The organism is Hydrogenophaga sp. (genome assembly GCF_030158645.1).
GTDB lineage: Bacteria > Pseudomonadota > Gammaproteobacteria > Burkholderiales > Burkholderiaceae_C > Hydrogenophaga.
In genome coordinates, this window is the sequence record NZ_JAOASO010000144.1 from 21,128 (window position 1) to 38,675 (window position 17,548).

Sequence of the window (17,548 nt, forward strand, 5' to 3'; positions counted from 1 at the left end):
AAAAAGAAAAGCGCCCTCGGGCGCTTTTCTTTTTGGTGGATCGGCCGAGACCTTCAGTCGAGCAAGGCTGCCTGTTTCCAGGCGGCTTGCGCCGCCGCCTCGTCACCACGCTCTTCGGCCAGACGGGCCAGCGCACGCCAGGTGCGGCGCAACAGCGTGGGGTCGTTCAAGCCGTGGCTGGCCTGCGTGAGCAACTGGCTGGCCTTGCCCCAAAGCTGGCGCTGCAGGCAGGCCTGACCGGCCAGGTACTGCAGCAAGGCGTTGTTGGGAGAAGACCGCTGCTGTTGTTCAAGCCGCGCGAGCCAGGCACTGTCGAGTTGCGGCAAGCCGGGTTCGAAGGTCATCACCAGCTGGCGCTGCTGGGCAGGCTCCAGCGCGTCGAACTGTTGCCACATCGGCTCGAGCCAGGAACGCAGGCGCGCAGCAACCCGGCGCACTTCGTCGTCTTCTGCATCACGGCGCTGGAGCACCAACTGGTTGCCGCGCCGTGCGGCGGCCAGCGCGAGTTCGGGCATGGTTCTTTCGTCCGCATCCAGCCCGGTCCAGACCGCTTCGAGCTGGGCCATGTCGTGGGCATCGCGCAACGCATCCAGAACGAGTCCGCGCACGATGCTGCGTGCCGTGTCGGGCGAAAACGCCTTGTGTTTGGCGAGCAGGCGGGCGGTCTCCAGGGCTTCGGACGTGGCGCCGCCCAGACGCGCCACGCGCAGCTTCAGGCGCAGCGCCTGGATGCGACGGCCCGCGCCCTGCGGCAGCTCGGCCAGGCGGCTGCGCGCGGCGTCCACGTCGCGGTCTTCCACGGCCCAACGCACCGCACGCAACAAAGCACCTTCGGACGCGTCGGGTGCGCCTTTGGACAAGGCCGGGTCGAGGGCGGCCTGCAGGTTTTCGTCGCGCCGTTCGCGGTTTTGCAGCGACTGCGCGCTCTCGGCCACCAACAGGTGCGCCAGCACCTGCAACTGGTCGCGCCGAGGCCACTGGCCAGGTGCCACCGATTTGAGCTGGTCCAGGGCGTGCTGTGCCGCGGATTGCGCGCGCACAAACCGCCCGGCGAGCTGGTGTGCCAGCGCGTCCATGACCGAGCCCACCACCGAGCGTTCAACCTGCTGGCTGCGCCAGCGCTGGGCGCGCATGGGCAGGTCGCGGATGGCGCCGATGGCCAGCAGCGCAGCGTGCAGCAGCAAGAAGCCCGCGATGAGGCAGAACAGAACCAGATTGAAGGACACGTCGAACCGGTAAGGTGGCCAGAACAGCGTCACCGTGCTGGCGTTGTGCCCGACCAGCAGCGCCAGCGCGACCGCCAACGCCGCCAGGCCCAGCAGCCAGAACACGCTGCGCATCGCACCCCGCTGGCGGCTGCGCATCAACGGCCTCCCGCGGCGGCGGCCAGCGCAGCCAGGGTTTCGTCGGGGCGCGGCACGTCGGTGGCGACCAGGTCGCGGCGCAAACGGGCCACCAGGGTTTGCGCGTTGGCCACCTGCGGCACGCTGGTGTCGAAGTAGCGTGTGATCGCCACCTCCACCGCCAGCAGGTCGGCCTGGCTGGTGGTCCACTGGCGGGCCAGCAGGCCGAGCCGCGCGTTGAGCAGTTTGAGCTTGAGGTTCTCGCGCAGGAAAAAAGCCTGTTCGGGCGCGAGCAGCGCGGCTTCGGGGCGATCAATGCGGCTCACACGAACCAGTTCGCGGCCGCTGCGCGTGACTTCGGCCCAGGTGCGCGACCACAGCGCGCTCCACCAACCGGAGACGCGGCCCCAGCCGGCGCTGAGACCGCCCTCTTCGGCTGCCGCGTCTGCGGGGGGCACCGGCTCGGTGACCACCACGGGCTCGCTCGCTTCGGGCGGCACGGGCTTCACCGTTGCGGCCTTGGCAGCGGGTGCGGGCTTTTGGTGCCCCACCTGATTGAGCACCGGCCACTCGTCCACCTGCCGGGCCAGCTCGTCCAGCCGCAGCACCAGCGACGGGATGTCGGCCAGTGGCGCGGCCTGAATGCGGTCGATGTCGCGTGCGATGGCGCGCTGCACCGGGTTGAGCCGCGGCTGGGCGGCGCGCGCGATGCGCTGGTCCGCCGCGCGCAGGGCCGCCACCATGGGTTGCGTGCTCCCGGTGAGCAGGGACTGCTGCTGCGCCAACTTCACGGCCGACTCCAGGTCCTGCACCAGGTTGTCGTCGCGCGAACGCGAGAGTGCCAGCATCAGTTCTTCGAGCTGGCTGCGCTGCAGGCTCACCTCGGACAGGCGCACCTCGGCCACCGTCAGGCGACCCTGCAGTTCCTGCGCCAGTGCTTCGGCCTGCGCGGCCAGCGTGCGGGCTTCCACCGCCTGGGCACCGCTGTCCTGCACGCGGCGGGCCAGCTCTTGTTGCGTGAAGCCGAGCTTTTGCCAGAGCATGCCGGTGAACACGAGCGCGATCGCCGCCAGCACCAGCGCCGCCCACACCAGACCTTGCCCGGCGCGGCGCACCGGTGAGGGCGCTGGCGCGGCCGCGCTGGCCGTCACCGCCGGTGGGGCGGTGTCGGTGGGGGGTGGGAGGGGTTGGTTGGAACTCATGGTGCAAACCGTTCCGATTCTAGGGCGCGCAACACGTCGTTCAGGCTCGGGCGTGATTCGATCACACGGCCAAAGCCGGTCTCGCGCGCGGCCTGAGCGATGCGCGGGTGTGTGGCCAGTGCCGTCGCGGCGCCCCAGTGCGCCTGGGGTTGCAACACGCGCAATGCGGCCAGCGCCTCGGAGCTGCTGAACAGCCACACGCTGCCGGCCTTGGCGGCTTCAAGCATGCGCTGCGCATCGCCCTCGGCCAGCACCGGCGGACGGCGCTCATAGGCGACGCAACCTTCCACCCGGGCGCCCGCGGCCTCGCATTGGCGGATCAACCAGTCGCGCCCGTTGCCGGCCACCGGCCCGCCACCGGGCGGCGCGTCCACCGAGAGACCGCGCACGATCAGGATGCGGCTGCCAGCATGCACCTGCGGCGCCACCACCGGCCAGAGGTGCTCGGAATCGAACTGGTCCGCGTCCTCGGCTGGCGAATCGATGCGATCGACCTCCACACCCAGCGTGGTCAGCGCCTGGGCCAGCAGGCGCGCAGTGCCGGGGCCGGGTGCCCAGAAGCGGGTGTTGACCGGCTCCACCGGGCGCGCGAGGGCGCCCTCGGCAAAAAAGTGGCTCACGGCCGCGCCGCTCACGAACATGAGGGCATCGGCCCGCTGCCAGTCGGCCCGCCAGGCCTGCAGCGCGGCCCTGGCTTCGGGCGAAGTGGGTTCACCAATGTCGATCAACGGCACGGCATGGGCCGGCCAGCCATGGGCGTGCAGCACCTGCACCCAGTGCGCCGCCTCAGTCGCCGGCCGCGTGACGATCAGCCGCGCCACCCGGCCAGGTTCGGGCCGCCGGGCGGTGGTGTCCATCAAGGCCTCAGGCCTCCACGGGCGGCGGTGTGGCGCCGGCCGCGCGCAGGTCGGCGGCCACGCGCTGGCCCAGCGCCTCGGCCTCGGCCAGGGTTTGCACGCGGGCTTGGCCGTTGACGCGCACCACGGCCTGTCGGCCCTCGGGATCGCCCCAGGCGGCTTCCAGGCGCAGCGTGCCATCGGCCTGCCAGTCCGCATAAGCCGCCAGCGGCATGGAGCAGCTGCCGCCCATGGCGCGCGAAACCGTGCGCTCGGCCGCCACGCGTTGCCAGCTCGCGGTGTGCGCGAGTGGTGCGAGGGCGTCGATGAGGTCTTGCCGGTCGGCGCGCACTTCGATGCCCAGGGCGCCCTGGCCCGCTGCGGGCAACGAATCGGCCGGCTCGAAAATGTGGCGGATGCGCTCGCCCAGTCCCAGACGCTTGAGACCGGCCGCCGCCAGCACGATGGCGTGGTACTGGCCTTCGTCGAGCTTGCGCAGGCGCGTGTCGAGGTTGCCGCGCAGCGGTTCGATGCGCACGTCGCCGCGGCCCAGCCGGTCCAGTGATTCGCGCAGCAGCACCAGGCGGCGCAGGCTGGAGGTGCCCACCACCGCGTTCGCCGGCAGCTCGGCCAGGCCGGCGCAGTGCGGCGACACCCAGGCGTCGCGCGGGTCTTCGCGCTCCATCACGCAAGCCAGCGCAAAGCCTTCCGGCAATTGCATGGGGACGTCCTTGAGCGAATGCACCGCGATGTCGGCCCGACCCTCTTCCAGCGCCACTTCGAGTTCCTTGACGAACAGTCCCTTGCCGCCGACTTTGGACAGGCTGCGGTCCAGGATCTGGTCGCCCAGGGTGGTCATGCCCAGCAGCGTCACGCGGTGACCCAGGCCTTCAAGCAGGGCCTTGACGTGTTCGGCCTGCCACAGCGCCAGGCGGCTCTCGCGGGTGGCGATGGTGATGGCCAGGGAAGTGGAAGTGGGCATGGAATTCAAGGGCGAACAAGGGCGGCACCAGCCGCGACATTTGGTACCCGGTTCGTAACCGGGCAGGGTGTTTTTGGATGCTAGCATGGCCCTTCCACCGGGTTTTCCCCAGATCACCCGGCCCAGTCGGCAGGCCACTCCTTCCCCACCACACCATGAGCAGAACGCCCGTTCGCACCCGCTCCACCAGCCGCGCCGACAAGGACCAGCCGCTCATCGACGACATCCGCCTGCTCGGTCGCATCCTGGGCGATGTGATCCGGGAACAGGAAGGCGTGGCGGCTTTTGAACTGATTGAAAAAATCCGCCAGCTCTCGGTGGCGTTTCGCCGACACGACGACCAGTCGGCGGACAAGGCGCTGAAGAAACTGCTCAAGGGCCTCAGCGGCGACCAGACGGTGAGCGTGATCCGCGCCTTCACCTACTTCAGCCACCTGGCCAACCTGGCCGAGGACCGACACCACATCCGCCGGCGAGCTGTGCATGAGCGTGCCGGCGACCTGCAAGAAGGCAGCCTGGCGCGCACGCTGCAGCGCCTGCGCGAGGCGGGCATCGCGCCGGGTGCGATCGTCGGCACGCTGGCGCACAGCCACATCTCGCCGGTGCTCACCGCGCACCCCACCGAGGTGCAGCGCAAGAGCATCCTGGATGCCGAACGCGCCATTGCGCGCCTGCTGGGCGAGCGCGACGAACAGGAACGCCTGCCGCGCGAGCGCGCCGACATCGAGGCGCAGATCCGCGCCCGCGTCACCCAGCTCTGGCAGACGCGACTGCTGCGCTTCACCAAACTCACCGTGGCCGACGAGATCGAAAACGCACTGACTTACTACGAGGCCACCTTCCTCACGCAGATCCCGCGCCTGTACCGCGAGCTCGAAGAAGGCCTGGGTGACCCTGGCGAGAGCGCGGTGATCGCACCGTTCCTGCGCATGGGCCAATGGATTGGCGGCGACCGCGACGGCAACCCCAACGTGACCGCGCAAACGCTCGAACTCGCGCTGCACAGCCAGGCCGACATGGTGCTGCGCCACCACCTCACGCAGCTGCACTATCTGGGCGCCGAGCTGTCGGTGTCGGCCATGCTCACCCGCGTCAGCCCGGCCATGCAGGCCCTGGCCGAGCGGTCTCCCGACACCAACGCCCACCGCCAGGACGAGCCCTACCGCCGTGCCCTCACCGGCATGTACGCACGCCTCGCGGCCACGCTGAAAGACCTCACCGGTGGCGAAGCGGCCCGCCACGCGGTGGCGCCCCAGCACGCCTACAGCAGTGCCGCCGAGTTGCTGGCCGATTTGCGCACCATCGAGGCATCCCTTCAGTCGCACCACGGCGAAGCGCTGGCGCGCGCCCGGTTGCGGCCGCTCATGCGCGCGGTGCAGGTGTTCGGTTTTCACCTTGCCACGGTGGACCTGCGGCAAAGCTCGGACAAACACGAAGAGGTGGTGGCCGAACTGCTCGCCACCGCACGCATCGAGCCACGGTATTCGCAGCTGGACGAAGCCGGCAAACGGGCCGTGCTGCTGCGCCAGCTCAACGACGCCCGACCCCTGCGAGTGCCCGGCGTCACCTATTCGGCGCACACGCTGGGCGAGCTGGCCATCTTCGAGGGCGCACGCACGGGCCGCGAACGCCTGGGCGCACAGGCCATTCGCCACGCCATCATCAGCCACACCGAAACGGTGAGCGACCTGCTGGAAGTGTTGCTGCTGCAGAAAGAGACCGGCCTGATGCGCGGCACCCTGATCGAGGATGCCGTGTGCGACCTGATCGTGGTGCCGCTGTTCGAGACCATTGAAGACCTGGGCAATGCCGCGCCCATCATGCGTGAGTACCTGGCCCTGCCCGGCGTGCGCGCCATGGTCGAGCGCGGCGCGGCCGATGGCTACGGCGAGCAGGACATCATGCTCGGCTACTCCGACAGCAACAAGGACGGCGGCATCTTCACCAGCAACTGGGAGCTGTACCGGGCCGAGACCGCGCTGGTCGAACTGTTCGATGCGCTGAATCAAGGCAGCCCGACCCCGATCCAGCTCAGGATGTTCCACGGCAGGGGTGGCACCGTGGGGCGCGGCGGCGGTCCGAGCTACCAGGCCATCCTCGCGCAGCCACCCGGCACGGTGCGCGGCCAGATCCGCCTGACGGAACAGGGCGAGGTGATCGGCTCCAAATACGCCAATCCCGAGATCGGCCGGCGCAACCTGGAGACCCTGGTGGCGGCCACGCTGGAAGCCACGCTGCTGCAGCCCACGCGCAACGCGCCCAAGGCCTTTCTGGCCGCCGCCGACGAGCTCTCGCGTGCCAGCATGGCGGCCTACCGCGCGCTGGTGTACGACACCCCGCGTTTCGCCGAATACTTCTTTGCCGCCACGCCCATCCGGGAAATCGCCGAGCTCAACATCGGCTCGCGCCCGGCCTCGCGCAAGGCCACGCAGAAGATCGAAGACCTGCGCGCGATTCCCTGGGGGTTCAGCTGGGGCCAGTGCCGCCTCACGCTGCCGGGCTGGTACGGCTTTGGCACGGCGGTGCACACCTTTCTGCACCGCGACGGCCCCAAGGGCGTGGAGGCGCAAAAGGCGCTGCTGCAGAAAATGGTGAAGCAGTGGCCGTTCTTCAGCACCCTGCTCTCCAACATGGACATGGTGCTGGCCAAGAGCGATCTGGCGCTCGCCTCGCTGTATTCCGAACTCGTGCCCGACAAGCGCCTGCGAAAACAGGTGTTCACCGCGATCGAAGCCGAATGGCACCGCACCGCCGACGCGCTGGCGCTGATCACCGGCGAAAAGCAGCGGCTGGTGAACAACGCCGCGCTGCAGCGCTCCATGCGCCACCGCTTTCCCTACATTGACCCGCTGCACCACCTGCAGGTGGAGCTGGTGCGGCGCTACCGGGCGGACGAGAACCGGGCCCACACCGACGACAAGGTGCGTCGCGGCATCCACATTTCCATCAACGGCATTGCGGCAGGCCTCAGGAACACAGGGTGAACGGGTAAAACCTAGAATGGATCCGTGAACACACTGACCAACGCCGACCTGCACTGCCACTCCGTCGTCTCCGACGGCACCCTCACGCCCGAGGCACTGGCGCAGCGCGCGCAGGCCAACGGCGTGGAGCTGTGGGCCCTGACCGACCACGATGAACTGGGTGGACAAGACCGCGCCATCGCGGCGGCGCGCGACGTGGGCATGAGCTACCTCACCGGGGTCGAGATCTCGGTGACCTTCCTGGGCATCACGGTGCACATCGTCGGCCTGGGCATGGACCACACCCACCCCGGTTTGCTGGCCGGCCTGCGGGCCACCCGCGGTGGGCGCGAGCAGCGCGCACGCGACATGAGCGACGACCTCGCCCGCGTGGGCATCAAGGGCGTGTACGAAGGCGCGCTGAAATACGTCGGCAACCCCGAGCTGATCTCGCGCTCGCACTTCGCGCGCTACCTGGTCGAGATCGGCGTGAGCAAGGACACCAACGACGTGTTCCGCAAGTACATCACCGAAGGCAAGCCCGGCTTCGTGCCGCACCGCTGGGCCAAGCTGGCCGATGCGGTGGGCTGGATCACGCAGGCCGGCGGGGTGGCGGTGATCGCGCACCCGGGCCGCTACAAGCTCACACCCAACGAAGAGTTCGCGCTGTTCACCGAGTTCAAGAGCCACGGCGGCCAGGGCGTGGAGGTGATGACCGGCGCGCACAACCAGGCCGACTACGTCAAATACGCCGGCTACTGCCAGGAATTTGACCTCGTTGCTTCGCGCGGCAGCGATTTCCACAGCCCCGAAGAGAGCCACACCGACATGGGCAAACTGCCGGACCTGCCCGGCAGCGTCACACCGGTATGGGAGCTGCTGCAATCGCGCATCCTGCAGTGACCACGGTGCCGCCGCGCTACGCGCCCGCACAGGCCGCACTGGGCATCGCGTTTCTGGTCCTGGCCACCGCCTGTTTTGCGGTGCTGGACACCACCGTCAAATACGTCGGGGCCTTTGTGCCGGTGCTCATGGCCGTGTGGTTCCGTTATGCATTCCACGCGGTGCTGGTCACGGCCGTCATGCTGCCGTTGCGCGGGCGCAGCCTTGTGAAGACCGAGCACCCGCGCTTCCAGGTGCTGCGCGGCACTTTGCTGCTGGCGATCAGCGCGATTTCGTTCTTGGCACTGCAGTACATGCCGGTGGGCGAATTCACCGCCATCGTCATGATCACGCCGCTGGTGGTCACGCTGCTGGCCGCATTGTTTCTGGGCGAGCGCGTGCCGCCCCTGCGCTGGGCGCTGGTGTGTGGCGGCTTTGCCGGTGCCTTGCTGGTGGTGCAACCGGGCGGTGACGTGATCGGATGGGCCAGCCTGTTGCCGCTGGTCATGGTGTTCACCTACGCCTGGTTCCAGATCCTCACCAGCAAGATGGCGCGCACCGAAGACCCCATGACCATGCACTTCTACACCGGCTGGGTGGGCGCGCTGGTGGCCAGCCTGGCCCTGCCTTTTGTGTGGAAGGCCATCCCCGATGTGGCCACCTTCGCCCTGCTGTGCCTCATCGGTCTCATGGGCACGGTCGGCCATTTCCTGTTGATTCTGGCGTTCAAGCGCACGCAGGCTTCCACCCTCACGCCCTACCTCTATGGCCAGATCGGTTTCGCCATGTTTTGCGGTTGGGTGGTGTTCGGCCATGTGCCGGGCCAGCTGGAGCTCATCGGCATTGCGATGATCGTGCTCTGCGGCGCCACCGCCAGCTGGCTCACCGCGCGCGACCGGCGCCTGCCGGTGGAGCAGCCCGAAGCCTGAACGGCCATCGCCATGTCCCAGTTGTTTGAAGTCCACCCCGACAACCCCCAACCGCGGCTGCTCAAACAGGCGGTGCAGCTGCTCGAGCGCGGCGGCGTGCTGGCCGTGCCCACCGATTCGAGCTACGCGCTGGTCTGCCACCTCGACGACAAAACCGCCGCCGACCGCCTGCGCCGCATCCGCCAGGTGGACGACAAGCACCACCTCACGCTGATCTGCCGCGACCTGAGCGAACTCGCCAGCTACGCGCGGGTGGACAACCGCCAGTACCGGCTGCTGAAGCTCGCCACGCCCGGGCCTTACACCTTCATCCTGGAGGCCAGCAAGGAAGTGCCGCGGCGCCTGAGCCACCCCTCACGCAAAACCATCGGCCTGCGTGTGCCCGAACACAAAACCCTGCTGGAACTGCTGGGTCTGCACGGCGCGCCGCTGCTCTCCACCACGCTGATCCTGCCGGGCCAGAGCGGGCCACTGAACGACGCGCACGACATCCGCGAACACCTGCAGCACGAACTGGCCGGCGTCATCGACGCGGGCGCCTGTGCGCTGGAGCCCACCACGGTGATCGACCTCACCCCCATGGGCAGCGGCGGCGAGCCCGAGGTGGTGCGCGCAGGCCAGGGCGCCCTCGGCCCGCTCGGGCTCTGAGCCCGCCCGGCGGAGCCAGCGTCCACTCTGGGACAATACGCGTTTGCCCCGAGCGCACCCCCATGGATTTCGCCCAGATCGTTCAAACCGTTGCTCTCTACGCCATTCCGGTGTTGTTCGCCATCACGCTGCACGAGGCGGCGCACGGGTACGCGGCCAAACACTTCGGCGACCGCACGGCCGAACTCATGGGGCGCATCACGCTCAACCCGGTCAAACACATCGACCCGGTCGGCACGATCGCGATGCCGCTCCTGCTGTACTTCGCCACCGCCGGCGCTTTCCTGTTCGGCTACGCCAAGCCGGTGCCGGTCAATTTCGGGCGGCTGCGCAACCCCAAGCGCGACATGGTGTGGGTGGCCCTCGCGGGACCGGGTGCCAACCTGTTCCAGGCGATTGTCTGGACCATCCTTCTCTATGTGCTGGCCGCCTTGAGCGTGCAGGAGCCGTTCTTCCTGGAAATGTGCCGCGCAGGCGTGCTGGTGAACCTGGTCATGTTCGCCTTCAACCTCTTTCCCCTGCCCCCGCTGGACGGCGGCCGCATCCTGGTGGGCCTGCTGCCCATGCGCCAGGCGGAGCTGGTCTCGCGCGTGGAGCCATGGGGCTTCTTCATCGTGATGGCGCTGGTCATCAGCGGTGTGGTGGGCAACCTCTGGCTGCGCCCGCTGATGATGCTGACCGAAAGCGCCATCCAGGTGCTGCTCACGCCCCTGCGCATGCTGATCCTCTGAACCCGACCATGAAAACCCAACGCGTCCTCACCGGCATCACCACCTCCGGCACACCCCACCTGGGCAACTACGTGGGCGCCGTGCGCCCCACCGTGCGCGCCAGCCGCCTGGCCGAGGTCGAGAGCTTTTACTTCCTGGCCGACTACCACGCGCTCATCAAGGTGGGCGAGCCCGCGCGCGTGCAGCGCTCGACGCTGGAGATCGCCGCCACCTGGCTCGCCTGCGGGCTCGATCCCGACAAGGTCACCTTCTACCGCCAGTCCGACATTCCCGAGATCCCCGAACTCACCTGGTTTCTCACCTGTGTGACCGGCAAGGGCGTGCTCAACCGCGCGCACGCCTACAAAGCCTCGGTCGACAAGAACAACGCCGCCAACGAGGACCCGGACGCCGGCGTCACGGCGGGTCTCTTCATGTACCCGGTGCTGATGGCGGCCGACATCCTGATGTTCAACGCGCACCAAGTGCCGGTGGGGCGCGATCAGATCCAGCACATTGAAATGGCGCGCGACATCGCGGCCAGCTTCAACCACCTCTACGGCGAGCACTTCACGCTGCCCGAAGCCGCCATTGAAGAGCACGTGGCCACGCTGCCCGGGCTCGATGGCCGCAAGATGAGCAAGAGCTACGACAACACCATCCCGTTGTTTGCGCCGCGCGATCAGTTGAAGAAGCTCATCATGGGCATCGTGACCGACTCGCGCGCACCGGGCGAGCCCAAGTCCACCGAAGGTTCGGCGCTGTTCCAGCTTTACCAGGCCTTTGCCTCGGCTGACGAGACGGCCGCGCTGGCCAGTGCCTATGCCGACGGTATTGCCTGGGGAGAAGCCAAGCAGGCGTTGTTCGAGCGGCTGGACCGGGAAATTGCGCCGCTGCGCATGGTTTACGACGAACTGATCCAGGAACCCGAACGGATCGAACGCACGCTCAAGGCCGGTGCTGAAAAGGCACGCGCCATCGCCACACCGTTCACCGCAAGGCTGCGACACGCCGTCGGCTTGCGCCCCCTGCAGGTGGCCACAACGCCGGCTGCCACCAAAGGCAGCAAAACAGCGGCGCCCGCCTTCAAGCAGTACCGGGAACATGACGGTCTGTTCTATTTCAAACTGATGGGCGCACACGGCGAGTTGCTGCTGCAGAGCACCGGCTTCGCCGTGCCGCGCGATGCGGCGCAGGTCGTGACACGCCTGCAGCGCGAAGGCCCTGCGGCGCTGGAGGCACTCGCAACCCAGCTGACCATCCTCGGCGAGGCGGGTGACGTGCGGGCCGCATTGCGCTGGTTCAGCGAACGTGACGCCTGATGGGGAGCCCCTTGAGGCGGTGCTGGCCGACCGCTGCGCTCCTTTGGGTAACATCTCGGCTTTCATGCGCGTACCATGTGGGGTATTCAGCCGTCGGGTGCCTGAGCGCTTCATACCGTGCGGCAAGTCCCACGCCGGGACTTTTTCTGCCCTGGGCGGCATCGCCAACGGTCCGACGAGTCGATATGCTCTTTGGTTGACACCATTTATTACCAGCACAGCCCGATATGAGTATTTTTGTTATTGACGACCACCCGCTCATGCGTGAAGCCGTCGTCATGCTGCTTCGCCGCCTACGGGCCTCGACCCAGGTGATTGAACTCGAACGGCTGGCGTCGGTGAGCAAGGCCATTGCCGAACACGGCGAACCCGAACTGGTCTGTCTGGACCTCAAGTTGCCCGACACCAACGGCGTCTCCGGTGTGAGAGAAGTGCGCCAGATGTTGCCCGATACCTCGTTGATCGTGCTGTCCGCATCGCCGTCGTCCGACTACGAAGACCTGGCCCGCGAAGCCGGTGCCGACGCGTACGTGGAGAAATCGGCCGGCGCGGCGCAAATCGCCAAGGTGCTGCGCGAGTTCCTGACCGACGAAGTGGAAGACGAAAACGCACCCACCATTCCGGACAAACTCTCCAAGCGCCAGAAACAGCTGCTGGTCATGCTCGACCGCGGCCTGAGCAACCGCGACATCGCCGAACAACTGCAAATCAGCGAGCACACGGTCAAGGTGCACTTGTGGCGCCTGTTCCGCCGGCTCAACGTCAAGAGCCGCTCACAAGCCAGCCACCTCGCCCGCACCGCCGGCCTGCTGGACCTTTGAAGCCACGGAGCGCGAGCGGCCTGTGATCAGGCCGGACCGCGCACCACCGTGGGTTCGGGCAACCCGGTGCCCTCCTGCTGGGTGAACGCCGGCAACATCACCCGGAACACGCTGCCCCGATTCGCTTCCGAAGTCAGGGCCAGCTGATAGCCCATCAACGACGCCAGTTTCGACACGATCGTCAGGCCGAGTCCGAGGCTGTCCTCGGTGCCCTGGTGCTGGGACACCCGGAAGAACTCCTGGAAGATCGCCTGTTGGTGTTCGCGCGCGATGCCCACGCCGGTGTCCCAGACCTCGAACACCAGCATGTCTTCGCGCTGCCGCAAGGCGAGCAAGACGCCGCCCTGGTGGGTGTGCCGCAGCGCATTGGAGACCAGGTTGCCCAGAATGCGTCGCAACACCACCGGGTCCGACCACAGCGTGATGGGGCGGGTGTGGGTGCGAAGTCGCAGCGACTTCCCCACCGCCACCGGCTCGAACTGCAGCGACAGATCGGCAAACAGCTTGATCACGTCCACGTGCTGCAGACGCACCTTGTAATTGCCCGCGTCGATGCGCGTGAGATCGAACAACGAATCAAAGAGCTCGTTGATCGCCCGGGTGGACTGCAGGATGCGCGGCGCGATGTCGCGCGCCATTTCGGGCTCGGTGGCCAACCAGTCGGCGTACAGGCTCAACGCATGCACGGGCTGGCGGAGGTCGTGCGCTGCAGAGGCCAGAAAACGGTTTTTGGTGGCCACGGCACGCAACGAGGCGCGGGTCTGCAAGGTCAGGGAATCGATCAGCTCCTGATTGGAAAACTGCAACTCAAAACTGGCATGGTGGACCCGGTGCATGCGTGTGCCGGTCATGACGAGCAAACCCCAGAAAGCCACCAGGAGCGCCATCAGCACCAACCCGGTCTGCGTTGCACCGACAGGCTGAGAAGAGAAGATCGTGATACCCACCAGGCTCAGAAACACCGAGAGCATGAGGGCGTTGGCATAGGTGCGGTACACCGGCAGGTACGAGCTGAACGAAGTGAGCGTGAGCAGACCCTGCCCCAGCACCACCAGCGCGCACACAAACTGGGTGGCGGCTGGCGCCTGCTGGTAGCTCAACAACACCGGTCCCCCCCATAGAAAGGCCACGGCGGCCCACGTCCAGTGGTAGCGGTTGATGAAGGTGATGCGTTGCGGCCCTTCCAGGCTGTCGTAACGCAGGCGGTAAATGCCGATCAGCCGATACCGGTACACCAGCATGGCCAGCATGAGGACCGCCCAGACCAGCAGTCCCACCGTGTTGACCTCCCCCGCCATCATGTAGATGAGCAATGGCAGAGACAGCGTGGCCACGATCAGCGAAGGCCCCATGCCATCCATCAACACGCCAATGAGCTGCGAATTGACCCAGTGGTCACGCACCTCTGGCGATGCCGGCACGTGTTGGTAAGTCGCGGGTTGGGTGTCGACGAGCATGGGCAGTGAAGAGCGGCGGTGAGGCATTGTCTCACCGGCTTTGTGCGCCGCGCGGGCCGACCTCGAGCACTCGAGCGCCTGCTATACTCGCTGGCTAACGATGAAGACCGACACCGGAGAGGTGGCAGAGTGGTCGAATGTACCTGACTCGAAATCAGGCGTACCGCAAGGTACCGTGGGTTCGAATCCCACCCTCTCCGCCAGCAAGTCCAGAAGCCCCTGTTACGCAGGGGCTTTTTTGTTGGCGGGGCGCCCGTGTTCACGCTGGGTTCGGGAGGCTTCGGTTTCTCGGTCCTCTCACGGAGTTGATGGTCGCGGAATTGCACGCGGCCAATGAAGCATCGCGGGACTCCAATCAGCCGACCTCATCGCCGTGGGCGGCGATCGTCTGATGCCACCTCGACATCGCCCGACCCACCCAAGCAATAGCCCTACACCGTTGGTGGGATTGCCGCATTTCTTGTCGGAGGTTGCGGCCTGCCTCACAGTCAAGTCCGTGTAAAGCCTCGGTGTCTGTTTGAATCGTTACGACTTTTTCGCATGAGCTCGACCCCCTTTCCCCCTCCGCTGCTCAGTTCGGCCGACATCCAGCTCGACAGAGACATCTTCCTGCGTGCGCTGCTTCGCGAGCTGTCCGGCACACTGGAAAATGTGGTCGGGCTTGACGACGCTTCTGGATTCATCAGCGTGGTGGGTCAGCGTGTGGGCGAGTGGATTGAAGCGGAATACCGCGCTGTGCTTGGCTCATCCCAAATGGACAGAGAGCAGGTCACGGCGGTGCTGATCGATCTCAAACGCCGCATCCACGGCGACTTCTATGTCATCGAGGCGGACGACACCAAAATCGTGCTGGGCAATCGTGCCTGCCCATTCGGCGACAAGGTGTTGGGGCGCTCCTCACTTTGCATGATGACGTCGAACGTCTTTGGGACGATCGCCGCGCAGAACCTCGGTCGAGCCAAGGTGGTGCTGCAAAAAACGATCGCCAAAGGCTCGACCACGTGCCAGGTGGTGCTCCACTTGAAGCCAGGTGCAGAAGCTGACGCTGAGGACGGGCGCGAATACTTTCGCATTTGAGGGCACATCTCCGATGAGCTTCTCTCCTCAGCTCTGTGTGCAGATGTTCGAGGCGCATCCCGATGCGCACTGGCTGGTTGACGATCGTGGTGTGCTGAAACACGCCAACAAGGCCGCCCTTCGCCTGATGGGAAACCTGGCGACAGTGCCGGTTGGCGAAAAGATCTCGACCCTGGTCGTCGATGAGCCGACGCGCTGTGAAGAGCTCATTCGGCAGGGCTTGCGCAGCACGATTTCGACGCCGGCGCGATTGCGGTTGCGCACCGGCGACGCGGGTGAGGTCACCTGCCGGTGTGACATTGCGCTGCTGAGCCCGGCTTCTTGCGGGGAACCCGCCTTGCTGTGGTGCAGGCTGGTGGAACAAGGTTTGGGGAAAAACCAGTTCGCGGTTCTCAACCAGCAGATTCAAGCCTTGAAGCTCGAAATCGCAAGAAGACAGGCCGCAGAAGCGGACATGAGGCGGCAGAGCGAATGGCTGGAAACGGTGTTGCTGGGCATCGCCGAGGGCGTCATTGCCATCGACTTGGATGGCTGCGTGCTGTTCATGAACCAGGTGGCTGCCGAACTGACCGGCTGGCCCAGGGCCCTTTCAATGGGCCGATTGATCGGCGAGGTGATTCAACTGGTCGCGGTGGGGAGTTCAGACCGGAAGGAACAAGTTGCCGTCAACGTGCCACTCCCGGAAGGCCATCTCGACGGCAGGCGGCTGCAACTGGTGGGGCGGAGCGGGAAAGCCAGCATGGTGCAGGTGTCCACTTCAGCGCTGACCAGCGAGTCGGGCGCGAACCGGGGCACCGTGTTTGTTCTCCGCTCGGTTGAGGACGAACTGAAGGCTGAGCGTGAACAGCTTGCGCTCGAGCATCAGCTGCGCGAATCCCAGAAGATGGAGGCCTTGGGCACGATGGCCGGCGGCATCGCGCACGATTTCAACAACATCGTCGCGGCCATTCTGGGCAATGTGGAGATGGCGCTCGAGGACACGCCGCCGGAGTCGGACTCCAGCGTGAGCCTCCTGGAGATTCGCAAATCGGGCCGGCGAGCACGTGACCTGGTGCAACAAATCCTGACCTTCAGCCGCCGGCAAGACAACACCCGAGCGCCCGTCGCCGTGGCAGCGCTGCTGCACGAGGCGCGACACATGCTCCGAACCGCTCTCCCGCCAGAAGCGGAGTTGGTGATTCACGCCGACGGAGAGCTTCCCAAGGTTTGGGGGAACGCGACGCAAATCGAGCAAGTCTTCCTCAATTTGACGGGCAACGCGGCGCAAGCGTTGGAGGGGCGCTCGCTCGGCAAGGTTTGGGTGCACGTGAGCAGGTTCGAAGGCTTGCCACTGCCCTGCGACCCGGACGAAATCGACGTGATACCGACCGATCTGCAATCCTCGAACGTCAGCTTGTGCATCCGTGTGAGCGACAACGGGGTCGGTATGACACCGCAGACCCTGTCCAGAATATTCGAGCCCTTCTTCACAACAAAAGCGGTGGGAAGTGGCACGGGGCTTGGGCTCGCGGTGGTGCACGGCATTCTGCGCGAGCACAACGCAGCGCTCAGGGTCAAGAGCACACAGGGCCAAGGCACCACGTTCTCGGTCTGGTTACCCGCCATGGACGAAGCCGATTCGTTGGATGCATCGGTGCCAGCGACACTGGCAGCAGCGGAGCCATTCAAGGCAAAGGTCGCCAACGCTTCGCAAATCCTGTACGTGGATGACGACGAAGCCATGGCGTTTCTGGTGCAACGCTTTCTCGAGCGCAACGGGTACCGGGTCACCACCTGCTTCAGCCCGGACGAAGCCCTGAACGTCCTGCGCTCGAATGCGTTGGTCTTCACGTTGTGCATCACCGACTACAACATGCCCGGGATGTCAGGCCTTGGGCTTGCCAGAGCGATCAAATCGCTTCAGCCGACGCTCTCCGTTGCAATCGCCTCCGGCTACATCAGCGATGAACTTCGTGAGCTGGCACCGAAGGCGGGCGTGAGTGAACTGATCTACAAGCCCAACACCGTGGAAGAGCTGTGCCGCACGATTGAGCGCTTGATTGAGAGGGACACCGCGTGTGAAGCGAACGGATCGCACGAGTGATGGAGTCGGCATGACAGGCCCCCTGCTGCCGCACCCCTCAAAAGGCGGGATGCCGGTTTAGACCCCATGCCCGGGGACCGTCTGCGGCGGGGACTGTTTCCTTGAACCCAGCCTGGGCCGGCAGCACACGCCACTCAGCGCTCCTCCACCTTGAGCGGTCGAGCGACAGCACGCACGCCGTCGCTGCCTCCACAAAACCAGCGGGTCCGGCCCCGATCGGCCATCCCTGGCGAAGGTCAGGAAGAAGCGCCCCATGATCCATGTCAAACCGGGCACCCAGGCTCGGGCCCACA

Annotated in this window: 14 protein-coding genes and 1 tRNA gene; 10 read left to right on the top strand and 5 right to left on the bottom strand. The window is 66.3% G+C overall.

The annotated features are described in order from the left end of the window. Nucleotides 1-53: 53 nt before the first annotated feature. Genes Q1W68_RS15185 through hemC form a run of 4 tightly spaced genes read right to left on the bottom strand, consistent with a single transcriptional unit; the run spans nt 54 to nt 4,363 of the window. Entirely contained in the window at nt 54-1,364 is a 1,311-nt protein-coding gene (locus Q1W68_RS15185) for a heme biosynthesis HemY N-terminal domain-containing protein (RefSeq protein WP_366146713.1), read from the bottom strand. Continuing rightward, on the bottom strand, nt 1,364-2,545 hold the full coding sequence (locus Q1W68_RS15190) for a uroporphyrinogen-III C-methyltransferase (protein WP_300649815.1): 1,182 nt from the start codon (nt 2,543-2,545) through the stop codon (nt 1,364-1,366). Before Q1W68_RS15190 ends, Q1W68_RS15185 begins: the two co-directional genes overlap by 1 nt. Continuing rightward, nucleotides 2,542-3,402, bottom strand: coding sequence for a uroporphyrinogen-III synthase (locus Q1W68_RS15195; RefSeq protein ID WP_300649817.1), 861 nt, complete (start codon nt 3,400-3,402; stop codon nt 2,542-2,544). The genes Q1W68_RS15190 and Q1W68_RS15195 overlap by 4 nt, the downstream gene beginning before the upstream one ends. 7 nt (nt 3,403-3,409) lie before the next feature. Next, nucleotides 3,410-4,363 carry a hydroxymethylbilane synthase gene (gene hemC, locus Q1W68_RS15200; protein ID WP_300658230.1) on the bottom strand — a complete coding sequence of 318 codons (954 nt, stop codon included), beginning with the start codon at nt 4,361-4,363 and terminating at the stop codon, nt 3,410-3,412. Nucleotides 4,364-4,518: 155 nt separating this feature from the next. On the opposite strand from hemC, the gene ppc reads away from it, so the two are divergent. The 7 genes from ppc to Q1W68_RS15235 all read left to right on the top strand — a co-directional run bounded on the left by ppc (nt 4,519) and on the right by Q1W68_RS15235 (nt 12,638). Further along, nucleotides 4,519-7,347 (top strand): phosphoenolpyruvate carboxylase, encoded by a 2,829-nt coding sequence (gene ppc, locus Q1W68_RS15205; protein ID WP_300717039.1) that lies wholly within the window; start codon nt 4,519-4,521, stop codon nt 7,345-7,347. Between the two features lie 24 nt (nt 7,348-7,371). Continuing rightward, nucleotides 7,372-8,229 carry a 3',5'-nucleoside bisphosphate phosphatase gene (locus Q1W68_RS15210; protein WP_300652284.1) on the top strand — a complete coding sequence of 286 codons (858 nt, stop codon included), beginning with the start codon at nt 7,372-7,374 and terminating at the stop codon, nt 8,227-8,229. Continuing rightward, nucleotides 8,196-9,137: a DMT family transporter gene (locus Q1W68_RS15215; protein ID WP_300717040.1), complete on the top strand. Its 942-nt coding sequence runs from the start codon at nt 8,196-8,198 to the stop codon at nt 9,135-9,137. The genes Q1W68_RS15210 and Q1W68_RS15215 overlap by 34 nt, the downstream gene beginning before the upstream one ends. A 12-nt stretch (nt 9,138-9,149) precedes the next feature. Then, the gene (locus Q1W68_RS15220; RefSeq protein ID WP_300717041.1) at nt 9,150-9,785 is read left to right on the top strand and encodes an L-threonylcarbamoyladenylate synthase; all 636 of its coding nucleotides are present in this window, start codon (nt 9,150-9,152) and stop codon (nt 9,783-9,785) included. A gap of 62 nt (nt 9,786-9,847) precedes the next feature. After that, complete coding sequence (locus Q1W68_RS15225) at nt 9,848-10,516, top strand: site-2 protease family protein (protein WP_300717042.1); 669 nt, start codon at nt 9,848-9,850, stop codon at nt 10,514-10,516. An 8-nt stretch (nt 10,517-10,524) separates the two neighbouring features. Further along, entirely contained in the window at nt 10,525-11,817 is a 1,293-nt protein-coding gene (locus Q1W68_RS15230) for a tryptophan--tRNA ligase (RefSeq protein WP_300652273.1), read from the top strand. Nucleotides 11,818-12,044: 227 nt separating this feature from the next. Next, nucleotides 12,045-12,638 carry a response regulator transcription factor gene (locus Q1W68_RS15235; RefSeq protein ID WP_082585758.1) on the top strand — a complete coding sequence of 198 codons (594 nt, stop codon included), beginning with the start codon at nt 12,045-12,047 and terminating at the stop codon, nt 12,636-12,638. A gap of 26 nt (nt 12,639-12,664) precedes the next feature. On the opposite strand, the gene Q1W68_RS15240 is transcribed toward Q1W68_RS15235, so the two are convergent. Continuing rightward, the gene (locus tag Q1W68_RS15240; protein ID WP_300652270.1) at nt 12,665-14,095 is read right to left on the bottom strand and encodes a HAMP domain-containing sensor histidine kinase; all 1,431 of its coding nucleotides are present in this window, start codon (nt 14,093-14,095) and stop codon (nt 12,665-12,667) included. Nucleotides 14,096-14,210: 115 nt separating this feature from the next. Here Q1W68_RS15240 and Q1W68_RS15245 point away from each other — a divergent pair. The 3 genes from Q1W68_RS15245 (at nt 14,211) to Q1W68_RS15255 (ending at nt 17,255) form a co-directional block, all read left to right on the top strand. Continuing rightward, nucleotides 14,211-14,298 (top strand) — tRNA-Ser (locus Q1W68_RS15245). Between the two features lie 337 nt (nt 14,299-14,635). Continuing rightward, complete coding sequence (locus Q1W68_RS15250) at nt 14,636-15,172, top strand: methanogen output domain 1-containing protein (protein ID WP_291520158.1); 537 nt, start codon at nt 14,636-14,638, stop codon at nt 15,170-15,172. Nucleotides 15,173-15,185: 13 nt separating this feature from the next. Next, complete coding sequence (locus tag Q1W68_RS15255) at nt 15,186-17,255, top strand: ATP-binding protein (RefSeq protein ID WP_300652268.1); 2,070 nt, start codon at nt 15,186-15,188, stop codon at nt 17,253-17,255. Nucleotides 17,256-17,548: the final 293 nt, after the last annotated feature.

Coding starts and splice junctions, on each gene's coding strand:
- Q1W68_RS15185 (WP_366146713.1), bottom strand. CDS start 1,364: ATGCGCAGCCGCCAGCGGGGTGCGATGCGCAGCGTGTTCTGGCTGCTG.
- Q1W68_RS15190 (WP_300649815.1), bottom strand. CDS start 2,545: ATGAGTTCCAACCAACCCCTCCCACCCCCCACCGACACCGCCCCACCG.
- Q1W68_RS15195 (WP_300649817.1), bottom strand. CDS start 3,402: ATGGACACCACCGCCCGGCGGCCCGAACCTGGCCGGGTGGCGCGGCTG.
- hemC (WP_300658230.1), bottom strand. CDS start 4,363: ATGCCCACTTCCACTTCCCTGGCCATCACCATCGCCACCCGCGAGAGC.
- ppc (WP_300717039.1), top strand. CDS start 4,519: ATGAGCAGAACGCCCGTTCGCACCCGCTCCACCAGCCGCGCCGACAAG.
- Q1W68_RS15215 (WP_300717040.1), top strand. CDS start 8,196: ATGGGAGCTGCTGCAATCGCGCATCCTGCAGTGACCACGGTGCCGCCG.
- Q1W68_RS15220 (WP_300717041.1), top strand. CDS start 9,150: ATGTCCCAGTTGTTTGAAGTCCACCCCGACAACCCCCAACCGCGGCTG.
- Q1W68_RS15225 (WP_300717042.1), top strand. CDS start 9,848: ATGGATTTCGCCCAGATCGTTCAAACCGTTGCTCTCTACGCCATTCCG.
- Q1W68_RS15230 (WP_300652273.1), top strand. CDS start 10,525: ATGAAAACCCAACGCGTCCTCACCGGCATCACCACCTCCGGCACACCC.
- Q1W68_RS15235 (WP_082585758.1), top strand. CDS start 12,045: ATGAGTATTTTTGTTATTGACGACCACCCGCTCATGCGTGAAGCCGTC.
- Q1W68_RS15240 (WP_300652270.1), bottom strand. CDS start 14,095: ATGCTCGTCGACACCCAACCCGCGACTTACCAACACGTGCCGGCATCG.
- Q1W68_RS15250 (WP_291520158.1), top strand. CDS start 14,636: ATGAGCTCGACCCCCTTTCCCCCTCCGCTGCTCAGTTCGGCCGACATC.
- Q1W68_RS15255 (WP_300652268.1), top strand. CDS start 15,186: ATGAGCTTCTCTCCTCAGCTCTGTGTGCAGATGTTCGAGGCGCATCCC.